This window comes from Jeotgalibaca sp. PTS2502, assembly GCF_001975685.1.
Taxonomy (GTDB): Bacteria; Bacillota; Bacilli; order Lactobacillales; family Aerococcaceae; genus Jeotgalibaca; species Jeotgalibaca arthritidis.
The window spans coordinates 925,891-943,575 of the sequence record NZ_CP019433.1 but is presented as its reverse complement, the minus strand read 5'-3'; the positions used below and the strand labels follow the sequence as shown (position 1 = coordinate 943,575).

Genomic DNA, 17,685 nt, shown 5'->3' with positions numbered 1-17,685 from the left:
CAGATGATGTTATTTTATTATCATTGTTAAGCAGAAACAAAGAAACAGTAAAAATAGCCGTTGATACAGGTATTCGCATAGCCTTGCGAATGCCTGATTTCGTAAAAATAAACTCTCTTTCCAGTAGAAAGAATTAAAACGCTATCATTTTTATTGTGGATTAAACATGGCAAAAAAGGAGAAGGTAGTATGATTGAAAAAGTTTATCCAATGACTTTAGATGGAAAACGTAAATTAGAAGATGAATTAGAAGATTTAAAAATTAACAAACGAAAAGAAATCGTAGAACGCATTAAAATTGCACGTAGCAATGGTGACTTATCCGAAAATTCAGAATACGAATCAGCTAAGGATGAACAAGCATTTGTTGAAGGTCGTATTTCAACGCTTGAAAAAATGATTCGTTTTGCTGAAATTATTGATGATAAAGATATTGAAGCAGATGTGGTATCACTGGGACGTACAGTGACATTTGTTGAACTACCTTACGATGATGAGGAATCCTATTCAATCGTTGGTAGTGCAGAAGCTAACCCGCTAGAAGGTAAAATTTCAAACGATTCACCTATTGCAAAAGCTTTATTAGGTAAAAAAGTTGGTGACGAAGTCAGCATAGCAACACCGGGTGGAGAAATGATTGTAAAAATTACTGACGTGAAAATGATTTTATAGCCTTAGATTAAGAAATCAGAACATTTATTGTTCTGATTTTTTTCGTTTAATGATAAGATTAAGTTGACTAAGACTTTAGGCTGAGAGCAGCTTCCATCTTAGGTGCACATCTTCATGTGTCATCATTCGGTATAATAAAAGAAAAAGTGAAGGAGGGGAAGCATTTGCGCTGCCAAACATTTAAACTATTTCTTTTCTTGGAAGCAATGTTGCTCCTATTAACGTTATTTTTATTGATTAAAAATAACGAATTGTTAGCAGTTATTATCGGTGGTTCCATTTTGCTAAAATTAGGCAGTAGAAAAGGCCGTAAAAATGGTCTGTTGTTTTGGATCGGGCTATCCTTGATCATTTTCAGTCTACTATCTGTTTTTACAGTTTGGTTTATGCTGATTTTAGCAGTCTTCTATTTAATTATGAATGGGGATCAATTATTCTCAGATTTGAATATTAGTAATTGGGTTGATTTTCCATGGAATAAAAAAAGTTATACAGGAATAGAAGTTGAAAGGCCCATTGATCATTCAGGCGAACGGTTCAAGCAAAAGTGGATGGGCAATCAAACGATTGGTAACCACATTTTTGAATGGAATAATATCAATATGTCTGTTTTAATGGGAGATACGATTATTGATTTGGGTAATACACTATTGCCGGCCGAAGAAAACATAATCTTGATTAGAAAAGGTTTCGGACAGACTCGGATTATCGTACCAGCAGGTGTAGGGGTTTCTCTTCATCATGCTGCGCTTCAAGGGCAGGTGACGTTTCAACATGAAACCTATCAATTATCAAATGAGACTTTAATTCTTTATAGTGATGATTATGCTGAAGCGAGTCGGAAAATAAAAATTGTCTCAAATAGTTTTTTTGGTGATTTTGAGGTGATTTATTTATGAGAAGAAAACTTTTTTTCAAAACCTTTCTCATTAGTTTATCCATACTCTTAGTCACTGTTTTTGCAACATTATTCTCGATTCGACCTCTTTTAAATTTTAGAGACTTACTTGATATTGAAAATTTATTTAAAGTGCCTATTTTTATGGTCATGCCGGTATTTATTATTGGCTTCTCGCTTGTTTTTTCATGGGTTATTTACTATAACTTAACTCGGATCGAACGCAACGTTGTTGATAGACTACATCGTTTAAATATAGGTAATTATAATTTGGACGAGCAATTAGATGGCTCGGAGTCTTCAGTCCTTTCGAGAGATGGGTCTAGTGCCATTAGGGAAGAGATAAGCCAGTTGCGAAACAAGTTGGTTCATTTATCAAGGGAAGTACAAGAATTGAGCAGTGCACCCCAATTAATCGGTAAAGAAAGCAAAGAAGAAATTTTAGAAAATGAGCGTCATCGGATTGCAAGAGAATTGCATGATTCAGTGAGTCAACAATTGTTTGCAGCAATGATGATGTTATCGGCATTGAATGAACGTTCTGATACCTTACCTGAAAAGATCAAACAATCGTTGCGATTGGTGGAGTCAATTGTCAACGAGTCACAATCGGAAATGAGAGCCTTACTGCTTCATTTGAGACCTGTTAAGCTTGAAGGGAAGACCCTTAAAAAGGGAATTGAGCAATTATTAAACGAACTGAAAACAAAAATACAAATCAAAATTAAGTGGGAGATTATGCCGATTGATACGATTCCTGGTGTCGAAGACCATCTTTTCCGGATTATCCAGGAACTATTGTCGAATACCCTTCGTCACGCTAAGGCAAAAACATTAGAAGTATACCTGACTCAGACTATCAACGAAATTAGTTTGCGCGTTTTTGATGACGGTGTTGGCTTTGATAGCCAAGTGAAAAAAGCAGGGTCTTATGGCTTAGCAAATATTCAAGAGAGAGTGAGTGGTCTAGGTGGGACTTGTAAGATAATTAGTTTCCCATCTCAAGGGACTATTGTTGAAATTCGAATTCCTAATACGATGAATGATTGAAAAGGTTGTGAAATGAAATGATCCGTGTGTTAATTGTAGACGACCATGAAATGGTCCGCTTAGGCTATTCAGCCTACCTATCGATTCAAGACGATATTGAGGTAATCGGAGAAGCGAGCGATGGTCAAAAAGGGTATGAAATGGCGCTAGAACATCGTCCAGATATTATTTTGATGGATTTGGTGATGGACGTCATGGATGGGATAGAATCCACAAAACTAATTCTAAAGGAATGGCCAGAAGCAAAGATTATTATTGTAACGAGCTTTATTGATGATGAGAAGGTTTATCCTGCTTTAGAAGCAGGTGCAGCAGGCTATCTGTTAAAAACCTCATCTGCTCATGAAATTGCGGATGCTATTCGATCTTCTTATAAAGGTGAACGTGTCTTAGAACCTGAAGTGACCGATAAAATGCTTGAAAAACTAACACGAAAAGCAAAGCATTACTTACATGAAGATTTAACATCTCGAGAGATGGAAGTGCTCCTATTAGTTGCAGAAGGACACTCCAATCAGGATATTGCTGATCAACTCTTCATTACGCTGAAGACCGTTAAGACTCATGTATCGAACATCTTATCGAAACTACAAGTGGAAGATCGGACACAAGCAACTATTTATGCCTTCAAACATCAGCTAATCAAGTAAACTGTTATTGTTTTGTTTAATTACTGTTACGTCTCTTGTTAACCTTGTTTTAATAAGTTTTGTTTTACGATAAGTTCATAATGTTGATACAGTTTGTTTATCTGTGTTATAATTGATTTAGCAAGTAATTGAGAGGAGGAGTCGGAAGTGTTTGATCCGGCGTAAGCATATGGAAATTACAGTTACAGAAAAAGCACAAAAATGGTTTGAAGAAGAAATGGCTATTACAAACAATAATGGTGTTCGTTTTTTAGCAAAGATTTATGGCGATAGCCCGATTCATGACGGTTTTTCTGTTGGTATCCAAGTTGCAGAACCAGAAAATGTCGTTGCTCTTAAAAGAGTGAATGATATCTCTTACTTTATCGAAGAGAATGATGAATGGTTTTTTGCAGGGTATAATTTGGAAGTTGCCTTTGATGAGAAATTAAATGAACCGGCTTACCTTTTCCACAAAATAACAGAATAAATGTAAACGAGGCTGTCTTAAAAAGATGGCTTTTTTTATAGACTAGGGGATTATAAGTTCAGCCATCAATGTCTAGGTCCCAAGGCGGACTTGTCCGCTTTTCTTATAGTTTTGAATAGCAAAAAAGGTTGGAGAAAAATTCTCCAACCTTTTTATTGTCATTATAACGGCATGATAACCGGTACAACCATTGGACGGCGTTCTGTTTTCTCGAATAAGAAAGGTTGAACAACATCGATAATGGCATCTTTTAGACGTTTTTCATTTATTTTATCATCATGTGATAGTGTCCGATTAACTTCTTGTTTAATCAATGACTGTGCTTCGCTAATTAAAGAGCCCGATTCACGCATATAAATGAATCCGCGTGATAAGATATCTGGACCAGCAGCTAATTGTTTTGTTTTAAAATCGACTGTTAGGACGACAACAACCAAACCATCTTGTGATAGGATGCGACGGTCACGTAAAACGATATTTCCGATATCGCCGATTCCTTTACCATCAACATAAACATCAGCAGCAGGGAAGTTACCCGCTGGACGAGCAGTATCGTTTGTTAAGGCAAGAATGTCACCATTTTCCATGATAAAGCTATTTTCTTTTGGAATACCACATTGCTCAGCTAGGCTAGCGTGGATTTTCAACATGCGAAACTCACCATGGACCGGCATAAAGTATTTTGGTTTCATTAGACGAAGCATCAATTTCTGTTCTTCTTGTCCACCGTGTCCAGAAGTATGGACATTATTTACTTTACCGTGAATCACACGTGCACCAGCTTCTAAAAGTTGGTTGATGACGCGATTAACACTACCAGTGTTACCTGGAATTGGTGAGCTTGAGAAAATAACAGTATCGCTTGGTTGGATACTGATTTGACGGTGAGTGCCATTAGCGATACGACTTAACGCAGCCATCGGTTCACCCTGAGCACCTGTACATAGAATTAAAACTTTATCAGCAGGGTATTGGTTAATTTCTCGAGCATCGATAAACGTATCATCTGGTGCAACAATATAACCTAATTCTCTAGCTGTTTGGAACGAATTCTCCATACTTCTACCAAAGACCGCCAATTTTCTTCCTGTCTCCAATGCTACCTCGGTTACCTGTTGTAGACGAGAGATATTAGAAGCAAAAGAGGCAAAGATAATCCGACCATCGATACGTTGAATAATATTGGATAACGATTGGCCAACAGTTCGTTCAGACTGCGTGAAGCCAGGCACTTCAGCGTTAGTACTGTCACTCATTAGAAGTAACACACCTTCATCGCCAAGCTTTGCCATGCGATGTAAGTCAGCAGGTTTGCCATCAACCGGTGTTAAGTCGAACTTAAAGTCACCTGTAAAGACAATATTACCTGGTGGTGTTTTTACAACAATACCTCTTGTGTCTGGGATACTGTGAGTTGTTCTAAAAAAGCTAACGCTTGTCTTTCTGAACTTTACAACTGTTTCATCTTTAATAACATGTAATTCTGCATCTCTTAAAAGGCCGTGTTCATCAAGTTTATTACGGATTAATGCAAGCGCAATTTCACCTGCATAAATAGGGATGTTCAGCTCTTTTAAGAGGAAAGGTACGCCACCGATATGGTCTTCATGACCATGAGAGATGAAAAGACCTTTAATTTTACTTTGGTTTTGCACTAAATAAGAATAATCTGGAATAACATAATCGATTCCTAGAAGATCATCTTCTGGGAACATTACGCCGGAATCCAAAATGATAATTTCATCTTGGTATTGTACGGCATACATGTTTTTTCCGATTTCGCCTAGTCCCCCTAAGGCGAATACTCCTACTTCGTTGTTACGAATATTTGGTTTCATTGAGGAAACACCGTTACTTGGAAGTCTGGATTTTGTTGTTCATACTCCAGATGCTTTCCTTCTAATGGTTGTATAAACTCAATATTATAGGGGGTATTTTCTTCTAATATACGTCTTGCTTCAACTTGGTTTTCAGCTTCGATGTAAAGCGATTCTGTGGATTCTCTTGTCGGAATCACAATTTTGTTTTCTTGATAAGTCACTTTAAATAACATATGATCACTCCTGGTATTTCTATATTTTTCGCATTGAAAAAACAATTTAACGCCAAACTGGTCTTTTTTGTATTTTCGATACAATCGTTAGTATAAGTTTACCACAATCCATCTAAATGCGCATAGAAATCTAACGTAATGTGGGGTGGAAATGTTATAGTTAAAAAAATAAACAAAAAATATGATCTGACTATAGACATTTGTTGCAACTTTGGCTAATGTATAATGATGATTATTATAAAATGTAATGGAGGATGAAAAAGTGGGTTTAATCTGGAAATATATTAAGCGCTATAAATTGTTTTTGCTGCTTAATGTGATTGGTTCATTCGGATTTATTTTCGTTGAGCTTGGCTTACCAACTATGCTTGCTCGTTTAATAAACGGGACAATAGCTGGGATGAGTCGAGAGTTATTTATAAATACAATTTTAGTTATGCTTGCTTTTACAGTTCTCGGTTTTATTGGCCGCAGTGTTGTTTCATATGCCACGAGTCAATTAACAACTAAAATGATTGAGGAAATGCGTAACGATATGTATCACGTTATCCAAACTTTCTCTCATGAAGAATTTGATCGGTTGGGTGTGTCATCTCTGGTTACTCGCGTCACGAATGATGCATTTGTTTTAATGCAATTTAGTCAAATGATTTTGCGTATGGGACTAGCAACCTTATTAATGTTGTTTTCAAGTTTTTATATGATTTTTCAGACGAGTCGCTCTTTATCTGCTGTGCTGATTCCGGCATTTCCAATCTTATTAGGATCAGTATTGCTTATAGGGAAGAAATCACGTCCTTTATCTGAGTCCCAACAATCTAATTTAGATGATATTAACTTAATTCTAAGAGAAGCATTGTCTGGTTTAAGAGTAATTCGGGCATTTGTTAGGGAAAAATTTCAAATGAAACGTTTTGCCGTTGTAAATGAAGCTTATAGCAATGTCAGCAAGCGATTGTTTTATTTGATGGCATGGACACAGCCAATTTTTTCTCATGTTATTAATTGGATTATTATTGGGATTATGTGGTTTGGAGCTTCTCAACTAGAAGCAGGGACTTTGCAAATTGGTAATATGGTTGCTTATATTGAATATTCATTTCATGCCTTATTCTCATTCTTAAACTTTGCCATTGTCTTTATGATGTATCCTCGTGCGGCGGTTTCAGCTGGCCGTATTCAAGAAGTCTTCGATACAAAGAGTTCAATTTCAATCAATGAGGATGGTATTACTGAAACTGAGACGCATGGTTACATTCAATTTGAAAACGTGTCATTCTCTTATCCTGGGAACCATGACACGCCTGTTATCGACCAGGTTAGTTTTTCTGCTGAACCGGGTCAAACCATCGCCTTTATCGGAAGTACGGGGAGTGGGAAATCAACATTGTTGCAATTGATTCCACGTTTCTATGATGTTACGGACGGTCGAATCCTTATCGATGGTCATGATATTAGGGACTATAACCTTGATGCCTTAAGAAATAAGATTGGTTACATCCCGCAAAAATCGCTGTTATTTACAGGAACGATTGCTGATAACTTGCGTTATGGAAAATGGGATGCTTCGGAAAATGATTTAATTGATGCATCTGATATTTCTCAAGCGAAAGACTTTATTTTAAAGAAAAGTGATCGCTTTGAGGAACATTTGGCTGAAGGGGGAAGTAACTTATCCGGTGGCCAAAAGCAGCGCTTATCTATTGCGCGTGCCGTTGTTCGTAAGCCGGATATTTATATTTTTGATGATAGTTTCTCTGCTTTGGACTATGCGACTGATGTGAAATTAAGAGGGCGCTTAAAACAAGAAACAGGTCAGTCTACTGTTATTATTGTTGCGCAACGTGTCAGCACGATTTTACATGCTGATAAAATTATTGTATTGGATGAAGGTAAGAAAGTAGCTGAAGGAACGCATTCAGAGTTATTGAAGACAAGTGATATTTATTATGACATTGCTTCTTCTCAATTAAGGGAGGAGGAACTCGCATGAATAATGAACGAAAATTAAATGACCTATTCCGTATTTGGGAATACGTTGGTGTTTACAGAGGACGCTTTATTACGTCAATTCTATTAACAGTTCTGATGTCAATTTTAAATGTACTAGAGCCATTTATATTGGGCTTGGCTGTTACTGAATTAGGAAACAATGCTGCAGCCATGCTTCAAAATTTACCAGGAGCGGGTATTAACTATCCTTATTTAAGAAATATTTTGATTCTTTATTTCTTACGTGCTTTAGGTTATCAATTAACTAACCTCTTTTCACAGCGTTTGATGACGAGTGTTGTCCAATACGCTATGCGTGATTTGAGATGTGATTTGGACTCCAAAATAAATCGTCTACCGGTTTCGTTTTTTGACAGTCAATCATTTGGTGATGTGCTGAGTCGTGTAACCAATGATGTTGACGCTATTTCAAATGCTTTGCAACAATCGTTACTACAAATTGTGAATGCTATTTTAGGTATCAGTTTCGCATTAGTGATGCTTGTTTTAATTAGTTGGAAGCTAACGCTAGTGGCGCTTATTATGATTCCAGCAGCCTATGTCATCTCTCGTAAAATTACAGAACTTTCTCAACCTTATTTTACAAAACAAGCGAAATATTTGGGTGAACTAAATGGCTTTGTACAAGAGAATTTAACTGGGTTTTCAGTTGTCAAATTGTACAGTAAAGAGGACGACTCTGTTGCAGAGTTCCAGAGAATTAATGGTAATTTACAAAAGAGCGGATTTAAAGCAGCCTTTGTATCAGGATTGATGACACCATTTACTGCTCTTGTTTCTAATAGTGCTTATATTGTGGTTGCTGTCTTAGGAATTTTAGAAGTGCTTGCTGGTGGCATGACAATTGGGAATGTACAAGCAGTTGCCCAATATGTATGGCAAATTAACCAACCGATTTCGACGATTACGCAGCTGTCGGCTATTATTCAGTCCGCAGCAGCAGCAACACAACGTATTTTTGGTTTCCTTGATGAAGAGGAAATAATGGAAGAGAATAACCAATCACTTCCTGATAGGATTGAAGGTCAAATTAGTTTTGAAAATGTCTCATTTAGTTATACAGAAAATCAAACACTAATTAAAAACTTTAATGTTGATGTGAAGAGTGGGGATACAGTTGCGATTGTCGGTCCAACGGGTGCAGGTAAAACAACCATGATTAATCTGTTGATGCGTTTTTATGATGTGGATTCAGGTGCAATTAAGTTAGATGGTCATGACATTCGTGATTTTAGTCGCCAAGATTATCGTTCTCAATTTGGGATGGTATTACAAGACGCTTGGTTGTACCAAGATACGATTGAGGAAAACATTCGATTTGGACGTTTGGATGCAACAGACGATGACGTTGTAAGTGCCGCAGAAGCTGCAAACGTGAATCACTTTATCCAAACCTTAGGGGAAGGCTATCAAACGGTTATCAACCAAGAAGCATCTAATATTTCCTTAGGTCAAAAACAATTACTAACGATTGCCCGAACCTTTATTGCTGATCCTAAAGTATTAATTTTAGACGAAGCAACAAGTTCAGTGGACACGCGACTAGAAGCGTTAATTCAAAAAGCGATGGCTAAGATTATGAAGGGACGGACTAGCTTTGTGATTGCCCACCGTTTATCTACGATTCGTGATGCTGATTTGATATTGGTAATGGATCAAGGACAAATTATAGAACAAGGTAATCATGACGAGCTAATGAGTCAAGAAGGATTTTATTACAATTTATATAACAGTCAATTCCAAGAAGAAGCCTAATAAAAAGCCACAAGCGGATGTTTTCCACTTGTGGCTTTCGTTATTATCCTATATTAACCAATGACACTGACTTGATCATCCAGTTCAAATGGTTCTTTCTCATTGATGTGATCATAGAACATCACGCCGTTTAGGTGATCAATTTCATGTTGAATAACGATGGCATTATAACCTTTATAACGTTTTTTATAACTTTTGCCTGTGACGTCTTGATAAGTTAGTGTAATTCGGCTGTGTCTGACAACAAAACCAGGCACTTCACGATCAACTGATAGGCAACCTTCGCCTTCTTTCAGACAGACACCTTCAACAGAATGGCTTACGATTTTAGGGTTAATCATAACTTCTTCAATTTCAGGAGGATCATCTTCGTATTCACCCGGTATAAGTAAAGCAATCATGCGTTTTGAAATGGCAAGTTGTGGTGCTGCTAGACCAACTCCTGCACGAAGTTCATACTTTTCAGAAAGTTCAGGGTCCTGGCTGTTTTTTAAAAACGTCATCATGTCATTAGCTAGTATCATTTCTTCTTTTGATAAGGGGAACGTTAGCTCAGCTGCCTTCTCACGAAGAGCAGGGTGGCCTTCCCGAACGATGTCATCCATTGTAATCATCATGTATAGCTCCTTTAATAATAGAATCATTAAATAAAAAAGAACAGGTGGTGTTCTTAAAAATACCATTACTATAGTACTATATAATATTTAAATAGTATAGAATTACAAATTAATTTTCAACTGAATTTGATTTATTTTCATTGAAAAAGGTTAATATTCTCTTATTTATAAGGTTTTCTTTAAAATGAATTAAAAATTAATTGACTTAATGTCAAAAAAATGTAAAATAATAAAATGAGAATTAGATTAAAACAAAAGAAGGAAGGTCGAATGCCATGACTGCAGCAAAAGACTATATTGAAACTGTCTATCAGAAAGTCGAAAAGAGAGGCCCTCACCAAGCAGAGTTTTTACAAGCTGTTCGCGAGATGTTTGATACAATTGAACCGGCTATCGAAAAGAATCCTCAATTTATCAAATGGAATATATTAGAACAACTGGCTGAGCCAGAACGAGTGGTTTCATTCCGAGTTCCTTGGGTAGCAGACGATGGAACTGTTCAAATTAATAAGGGATTTCGAGTTCAATATAATTCTGCACTAGGGCCTTATAAAGGTGGCATTCGCTTCCACCCAACTGTAAATGAAAGTATTCTAAAATTTTTAGGCTTTGAGCAGATGTTTAAGAATAGTTTAACAGGACTACCAATTGGTGGTGGTAAAGGTGGCGCTGATTTTGACCCTAAAGGGAAATCAGATGAAGAAATCATGCGTTTCTGTCAGTCATTTATGACTGAATTACAAAAATATATTGGTCCTATCCAAGATGTTCCGGCCGGAGATATTGGCGTTTCAGGCCGTGAAATTGGCTATATGTATGGTCAGTATAAACGCTTAAACGGGGCACATTCAGGCGTATTAACTGGAAAACCTGTTAGTATGAATGGTAGTTTAGCTAGAACAGAAGCAACCGGTTATGGTTTAGTTTATTATACAGAAGAAATGCTTCAAGCAAACGGTAAATCATTTAAAGATCAAAAAGTGGTTGTTTCTGGAAGTGGTAACGTGGCAACTTACGCTATTGAGAAAGTTCATGAGTTTGGTGGTACTGTTATTGCTTGTTCTGATTCAAATGGCTATATCTATGATGAATCAGGCATTGATTTGGCACTACTTAAGCAAATAAAAGAAGTAGAGCGCAAGCGTTTAACTGAGTACGCTGATCGAAAAGACAGTGCTGACTATGTAGAAGGTAGTGTTTGGGATATTGATGTTCCGTTTGCTATTGCTCTTCCGTGTGCAACACAAAATGAAATTAGTGGCAATCAAGCAACGCAGATTGTTAAAAATGGTGTGTATTGCGTTAGTGAAGGGGCAAATATGCCAAGTGACTTGGATGCTATTCATGTTTATTTAGAAAATGGCGTTTACTATGGACCTGCTAAGGCAGCTAATGCTGGTGGGGTTGCAACGAGTGCTTTAGAAATGGCGCAAAATGCACAGCACGGCCATTGGACGTTTGAACGTGTTGATGAAGAATTGAAAGCAATAATGAAAAATATCTTTAAAACCGTTGAAGAAACAGCTAAAGAATATGATTTAGAGGGTAATTATTTAGCTGGCGTTAATATTGCATCATTTTTAAATGTAGCAAATGCAATGGTCTTTCAAGGTGTCGTTTAATAAATAAGAGGTAAAAGAGGCTGCTTGTCAGAAAATAGCCTCTCTTACCTCTTTTATTTTGTATAATTTTTGTTTGTGATATAATTATCTAATGGTTTTTTTTGGAAAAATAAAAAAACAAAGTCCTTTTTTCTTTAAGAATAGTTGAAATAGGCCAATGTGTTGCTAAAATTAACTTATCTTAGACTGTTATAACATAACTTATCTTAAAATAACGTTTTTAATTTCGATAATAATACAGTTTTAATCCTATACTAAAACAGATTAGAACAGAAAAAGTGCTTTAGAGAACTATAAAAAGATAAAAATCAGCAAAAATCCAAGCGTTTCAAACCTGTTAATAATTGAGCAATACGAAAATAATAACCGTTTCCATCCTTGCTAAGACAAACATTTTTATAAAAAAAGGAATCAACACCTTGCATAAACTACAAGTCAGTGGTAAATTTATGTTGTGAGGTAACAAGAATAATACAGTTCGTCAGGCTGTATAAAAACCCATTGTAGAATGGAAATTCATTTGAAAAAGAGAGGAATGTGTTAGCATGGCTACAAAGAAAACAACATTTGATATTGACGCATTGCTGAGCCCAACGAATACAGATTTTCGTATGGTTCAAATTATGGACGAGGAAGGAAAAATCGTTAACCCTGACTTAATGCCAGACGTTACAGACGAAGAACTTGTTCAATTTATGTCTGACATGGTTTGGTCACGTATTTTACATGAACGTTCAACAGCGTTGAACCGCCAAGGACGTTTAGGTTTCTACGCTCCAACTGCTGGTCAAGAAGCGAGTCAATTAGGAAGTATTGCAGCAATCGAAAAAGAAGATGTATTGCTTCCAGGATACCGTGATGTTCCACAATTAATTAAGCACGGTTTACCATTATCTCAAGCATTCCTATGGTCAAGAGGCCATGCAGGTGGAAGTGACTTCGCTGAGGATCTTAAAGCATTACCACCACAAATTATCATTGGTGCACAATACGTCCAAGCTGCTGGTGTAGCGCTAGGACTTAAAAAACGCGGTAAGCAAAATGTTGCAGTCACTTATACTGGTGATGGCGGTTCTTCACAAGGGGACTTCTATGAAGGAATCAACTTTGCTGGTTCTTACAAAGCTCCTGCACTATTCTTCATTCAAAATAACGGATGGGCGATTTCAACACCTCGTCATGTTCAAACTGCAGCTCAAACATTGGCTCAAAAAGCTGTTGCAGCTGGAATCCCAGGAATCCAAGTAGACGGTATGGACTTCTTAGCAGTTTACGCTATTACTAAGAAAGCGCGTGAATACGCAATTGCTGGAAACGGACCTGTTTTAATTGAAACAATTTGTTACCGTTTTGGACCACATACTCTATCAGGAGATGACCCAACTCGTTACCGTGATAATACAGAGTTAGAAGGATGGCAAGCAAAAGATCCTCTAATCCGTATGCGTAAATACCTAACTGAAAAGGGTCTATGGTCAGAAGATAAAGAAAACGAAGTTATTGAAGCTGCTAAAGAAGAAATTAAAGTAGCTATTCAAGATGCAGATAAAGCACCTAAACAAAAAATTTCTTCATTCTTGAAAAACATGTATGAAGATAACAGCTTTGTAACTGCTAAAGAACAAATCGAAACTTTTGAAGCAAAGGAGAATAAATAATCATGGCACAATTAACAATGATTCAAGCTATCACAGATGCGTTAGCTCATGAACTTGAGAATGATCCAAATGTCCTGATTTTTGGAGAGGACGTAGGTAAAAACGGAGGTGTATTCCGTGCGACTCAAGGACTTCAAGAACAATTTGGAGAAGATCGCGTATTCGATACACCACTTGCAGAATCTGGTATCGGTGGTTTAGCTTTCGGTTTAGCATTAGAAGGCTACCGTCCAATTCCTGAGATTCAATTCTTTGGTTTTGTATTTGAAGTTATGGATTCAATCGTAGCTCAAATGGCACGTACACGTTTCCGTATGAGTGGATCTCGTAACATGCCTGTAGTTATCCGTTCTCCATTCGGTGGTGGGGTTCACACACCAGAATTGCACTCTGATAACCTAGAAGGATTGATTGCTCAATCACCTGGTATCAAAGTTGTTATTCCATCAAACCCATACGATGCAAAAGGACTTTTAATTTCAGCTATTCGTGATAACGATCCAGTTATTTTCTTAGAGCACATGAAACTATACCGTTCATTCCGTGAAGAAGTTCCTGAAGAAGGATACACTGTTCCACTAGGAAAAGCTGCTATTACTCGTGAGGGTACTGATGTTTCAGTTATTACTTACGGTGCAATGGTTCGTGAAGCAGTTAAAGCTGCAGAAAACCTAGAAAAAGAAGGCATCTCTGTAGAAGTTGTTGACTTACGTACTGTTTCTCCATTAGATATTGAAACAATCACAGCTACAGTTGAAAAAACTGGTCGTGTTGTTGTTGTTCAAGAAGCACAACGTCAAGCTGGTGTTGGTGCAATGGTTATGTCAGAAATTTCTGAACGTTCAGTTCTTTCATTAGAAGCACCAATCGGTCGTGTTGCAGCTCCTGATACGATTTACCCATTCGGACAAGCTGAAAACGCATGGTTGCCAAACGCAGCAGATATCGAAGCAAAAGTTAGAGAAACTTATAACTTCTAATTAATGGATGACAAGATAAAAGAGCAAATACGGTTCTGACCACTAGAACTGTATTTTCTCTTATTCTGTTAAACATGGATAAAACAAATCGATCTTTATACGAAGGGATGTTAATATAATGGCTTTTAAATTCAAATTGCCAGCTCTAGGCGAAGGAATTATGGAAGGTGAAATCGCTTCTTGGCCAGTTAAAGAAGGCGATACAATCAATGAGGATGATACATTAGTAGAAATCCAAAATGACAAATCTGTTGAAGAGATCCCATCTCCAGTAACAGGTAAAATTGTTAAAATTATTGTTCCAGAAGGTCAAGTAGCTGTTATCGGTGATGTATTGGTAGAAATCGATGCACCTGGTTACGAAGATAGTGAAGCGTCTGCACCTGCTACTGAAGCACCAGTAGCTCCAGCGGCTCCAGCACAAGAAGCAGCAGCTCCAGCAGCATCAGCTGGCGTTTTCCAATTCAAATTACCAGCACTAGGCGAAGGAATTATAGAAGGCGAAATCGCTTCTTGGCCAGTTAAAGAAGGCGATACAATCAATGAAGATGATACGCTAGTAGAAATCCAAAACGACAAATCTGTTGAAGAGATTCCATCTCCAGTAACAGGTAAAATCGTAAGAATCGTTGTTCCAGAAGGCCAAGTAGCTGTTATCGGTGATGTGTTAGTAGAAATTGATGCACCTGGTCATAACGACGCTCCAGCTTCTGCTCCAGCAGCGCAAGCAGCACCAGCACAAGAAGCAGCAGCTCCAACAGCACAAGCTGTTCCTGTAGCAGCAGACCCTAACCGTCGTGTACTAGCGATGCCTTCAGTACGTCAATATGCACGTGAAAAAGGTGTTGATATTACACAAGTTACGGCAACTGGTAAAGGTGGCCGTGTCATTAAAGCAGATATCGATAACTTCAATGGCGTTGCAGCAGCACCAGCGGCTCCAGCACCAGCGGCTCCAGCACAAGAAGCAGCAACTCCAGTAGCTACTGAAACAACTCAAGCAGCTCCAGCTGAAAAAGCAGTAGCAGCTCCTCAAGCTTACACTTCAAATGTTCAAGAGCTTGAAAGACGTGAAAAATTAACACCAATGAGAAAAGCAATTTCAAAAGCAATGGTGAACAGCAAGCATACTGCTCCTCACGTAACATTGCATGATGATGTTGAAGTTTCTAAACTATGGGATCACCGTAAGAAATTCAAAGATGTTGCTGCTAACCGCGGAACTAAATTGACATTCTTACCTTACGTTGTTAAAGCATTGACTGCTACAGTTCGTGACTTCCCAGTATTGAACGCATCAATTGATGACGCAACTCAAGAAATTGTATACAAAAACTACTTCAATATCGGTATTGCAACTGATACAGATTTAGGTTTATTTGTACCAAACGTTAAAGATACAAATTCAAAAGGTATGTTTGATATCGCTGACGAAATTAACGCATTAGCTGCTAAAGCTCATGACGGTAAATTAACTGCAGCTGAAATGAAGAATGGTTCGATTACAATCTCTAACATCGGTTCTGTTGGTGGTGGCTGGTTTACACCAGTTATTAACTTCCCAGAAGTTGCGATCTTAGGTGTTGGTACAATCGCTCAACAACCAATCGTTAATGCTGAAGGTGAACTTGCTGTTGGCCGTGTAATGAAACTTTCATTAAGCTTCGACCACCGTATCGTTGATGGAGCAACTGCTCAAAAAGCTATGAACAATATTAAACGTTTATTAGCTGATCCAGAATTATTATTAATGGAAGGATGATAGAAGAATGGTAGTAGGCGATTTCGCAGTAGAATTAGATACAGTTGTAATTGGTTCAGGACCTGGTGGCTATGTAGCTGCTATCCGCGCTGCTCAACTAGGACAAAAAGTTGCAGTAATCGAGAAAGAATACATCGGAGGCGTTTGTTTAAACGTTGGCTGTATTCCTTCTAAAGCATTGATCTCTGCAGGACACCGTTACCAAGAAGCACTGAACTCAGAAATTTTTGGAGTAACAGCTGAAGGTGTTAAATTAGACTTTACAAAAACACAAGAATGGAAAGATAACAAAGTTGTTAATACTTTGACAAGTGGGATTTCATACTTGTTGAAGAAAAACAAAGTTGAAATCATTATGGGAACTGCTTTCTTTAATGATGCAAATACAATACGTGTATTCACTGAAGACGCTGCACAAACCTATACATTCAAAAATGCTATCGTTGCAACTGGTAGCCGTCCAATTGAAATCAAAGGATTTAAATTTGGAAAACGCGTTATCGATTCAACTGGTGCCTTGAACTTGAAAGAAGTTCCTAAGAAACTTGTTGTTATTGGTGGTGGGGTTGTTGGTTCTGAGTTAGGAACAGCTTACGCTAACCTAGGTGCAGAAGTAACAATTCTTGAAGGTTCACCACAGTTATTACCATCGTTCGAAAAAGACATGGTTAAACTTGTTGAAAAATCATTCAAAGAAAAAGGCATTAACTTCGTAACAAATGCTATGGCTAAAGAAGCGATTGACAACGGCGACAGTGTAACAATTAACTATGAATCTAACGGTAAGGAAGAATCGATCGAAGCGGACTATGTAATGGTATCTGTAGGTCGTCGTCCAAATACGGATGATTTAGGACTTGAAGTTGTTGGCATTGAAATGACAGATCGTGGTTTAGTTAAAGTTGATAACCAAGGTCGTACAAACATTTCAAACATTTTCGCAATTGGTGATATCACACCAGGCGCTGCACTTGCTCATAAAGCAAGTTATGAAGCTAAAATTGCTGCTGAAGCAATTTCTGGACATCCATCTGCAATTGACTACGTGGCGATGCCTGCTGTAGCATTTACAGATCCTGAACTAGCGTCAGTTGGTTTAACAGAAAAAGAAGCTAAAGCAAAAGGCTTGAACGTTAAAGCATCTAAATTCCCATTATCTGGAAATGGACGTGCTCTTTCTCTTAACGCTACTGAAGGTTTCGTACGTTTAGTAACAACTAAAGAAGATAACGTTATTGTTGGTGCACAAGTTGCCGGTGTAAGTGCAAGTGATGTGATTGCTGAACTTGGTTTAGCGGTTGAATCTGGCATGAACGCTGATGATATTGCATTAACCATCCACTCTCATCCATCATTGGCAGAGACCGTTATGGATGCTGCTGAATTAGCATTAGGATTACCAATCCATATCTAATCTGTAAAATTAAAAAAGAGACCTTGAACTTGTTTTCAAGGTCTCTTTTTCATATGATAGTGGTATAAAGAA

15 protein-coding genes are annotated in these 17,685 nt (G+C 37.6%); 12 read left to right on the top strand and 3 right to left on the bottom strand.

All coding sequences use genetic code 11. From position 1 onward, the window contains the following. Positions 1 to 189: 189 nt before the first annotated feature. The 5 genes from greA (at position 190) to BW721_RS04565 (ending at position 3,739) form a co-directional block, all read left to right on the top strand. A complete protein-coding gene (gene greA / locus BW721_RS04585; protein ID WP_076766558.1) occupies positions 190 to 672 on the top strand; it encodes a transcription elongation factor GreA in 483 nt (160 codons plus the stop codon). Between the two features lie 164 nt (positions 673 to 836). Further along, positions 837 to 1,571: a cell wall-active antibiotics response protein LiaF gene (gene liaF, locus BW721_RS04580; protein ID WP_083686781.1), complete on the top strand. Its 735-nt coding sequence runs from the start codon at positions 837 to 839 to the stop codon at positions 1,569 to 1,571. Then, positions 1,568 to 2,620, top strand: a complete 1,053-nt coding sequence (locus tag BW721_RS04575; RefSeq protein ID WP_076766556.1) for a sensor histidine kinase — start codon at positions 1,568 to 1,570, stop codon at positions 2,618 to 2,620. Before liaF ends, BW721_RS04575 begins: the two co-directional genes overlap by 4 nt. Positions 2,621 to 2,637: 17 nt before the next feature. Next, positions 2,638 to 3,270 carry a response regulator transcription factor gene (locus tag BW721_RS04570; RefSeq protein WP_076766554.1) on the top strand — a complete coding sequence of 211 codons (633 nt, stop codon included), beginning with the start codon at positions 2,638 to 2,640 and terminating at the stop codon, positions 3,268 to 3,270. Between the two features lie 169 nt (positions 3,271 to 3,439). Further along, complete coding sequence (locus BW721_RS04565; RefSeq protein WP_076766552.1) at positions 3,440 to 3,739, top strand: HesB/YadR/YfhF family protein; 300 nt, start codon at positions 3,440 to 3,442, stop codon at positions 3,737 to 3,739. 161 nt (positions 3,740 to 3,900) lie between these two features. Here BW721_RS04565 and rnjA read toward each other — a convergent pair whose 3' ends face one another. After that, positions 3,901 to 5,577: a ribonuclease J1 gene (gene rnjA / locus BW721_RS04560; protein ID WP_076766550.1), complete on the bottom strand. Its 1,677-nt coding sequence runs from the start codon at positions 5,575 to 5,577 to the stop codon at positions 3,901 to 3,903. Next, complete coding sequence (locus tag BW721_RS04555; RefSeq protein WP_076766548.1) at positions 5,574 to 5,792, bottom strand: DNA-directed RNA polymerase subunit epsilon; 219 nt, start codon at positions 5,790 to 5,792, stop codon at positions 5,574 to 5,576. Before BW721_RS04555 ends, rnjA begins: the two co-directional genes overlap by 4 nt. 262 nt (positions 5,793 to 6,054) lie before the next feature. Between BW721_RS04555 and BW721_RS04550 the strand changes: the two genes are divergently transcribed. Both BW721_RS04550 and BW721_RS04545 read left to right on the top strand, forming a co-directional pair. Further along, positions 6,055 to 7,785, top strand: coding sequence for an ABC transporter ATP-binding protein (locus tag BW721_RS04550; protein WP_076766546.1), 1,731 nt, complete (start codon positions 6,055 to 6,057; stop codon positions 7,783 to 7,785). Then, a complete protein-coding gene (locus BW721_RS04545) occupies positions 7,782 to 9,560 on the top strand; it encodes an ABC transporter ATP-binding protein (RefSeq protein WP_076766544.1) in 1,779 nt (592 codons plus the stop codon). The genes BW721_RS04550 and BW721_RS04545 overlap by 4 nt, the downstream gene beginning before the upstream one ends. A 53-nt stretch (positions 9,561 to 9,613) precedes the next feature. On the opposite strand, the gene def is transcribed toward BW721_RS04545, so the two are convergent. Further along, positions 9,614 to 10,174: a peptide deformylase gene (def, locus tag BW721_RS04540; RefSeq protein WP_076766542.1), complete on the bottom strand. Its 561-nt coding sequence runs from the start codon at positions 10,172 to 10,174 to the stop codon at positions 9,614 to 9,616. A gap of 278 nt (positions 10,175 to 10,452) precedes the next feature. Between def and gdhA the strand changes: the two genes are divergently transcribed. The 5 genes from gdhA to lpdA all read left to right on the top strand — a co-directional run bounded on the left by gdhA (position 10,453) and on the right by lpdA (position 17,613). Further along, positions 10,453 to 11,799 (top strand): NADP-specific glutamate dehydrogenase, encoded by a 1,347-nt coding sequence (gene gdhA / locus BW721_RS04535; protein ID WP_076766540.1) that lies wholly within the window; start codon positions 10,453 to 10,455, stop codon positions 11,797 to 11,799. Positions 11,800 to 12,344: 545 nt separating this feature from the next. Beyond that, on the top strand, positions 12,345 to 13,457 hold the full coding sequence (gene pdhA / locus BW721_RS04530; protein WP_076766538.1) for a pyruvate dehydrogenase (acetyl-transferring) E1 component subunit alpha: 1,113 nt from the start codon (positions 12,345 to 12,347) through the stop codon (positions 13,455 to 13,457). A gap of 2 nt (positions 13,458 to 13,459) precedes the next feature. Next, a complete protein-coding gene (locus BW721_RS04525; protein WP_076766536.1) occupies positions 13,460 to 14,437 on the top strand; it encodes an alpha-ketoacid dehydrogenase subunit beta in 978 nt (325 codons plus the stop codon). A gap of 118 nt (positions 14,438 to 14,555) precedes the next feature. Beyond that, positions 14,556 to 16,199, top strand: coding sequence for a 2-oxo acid dehydrogenase subunit E2 (locus tag BW721_RS04520; protein WP_076766534.1), 1,644 nt, complete (start codon positions 14,556 to 14,558; stop codon positions 16,197 to 16,199). 7 nt (positions 16,200 to 16,206) lie between these two features. Then, positions 16,207 to 17,613 (top strand): dihydrolipoyl dehydrogenase, encoded by a 1,407-nt coding sequence (gene lpdA, locus BW721_RS04515; protein ID WP_076766532.1) that lies wholly within the window; start codon positions 16,207 to 16,209, stop codon positions 17,611 to 17,613. Positions 17,614 to 17,685 lie beyond the last annotated feature (72 nt).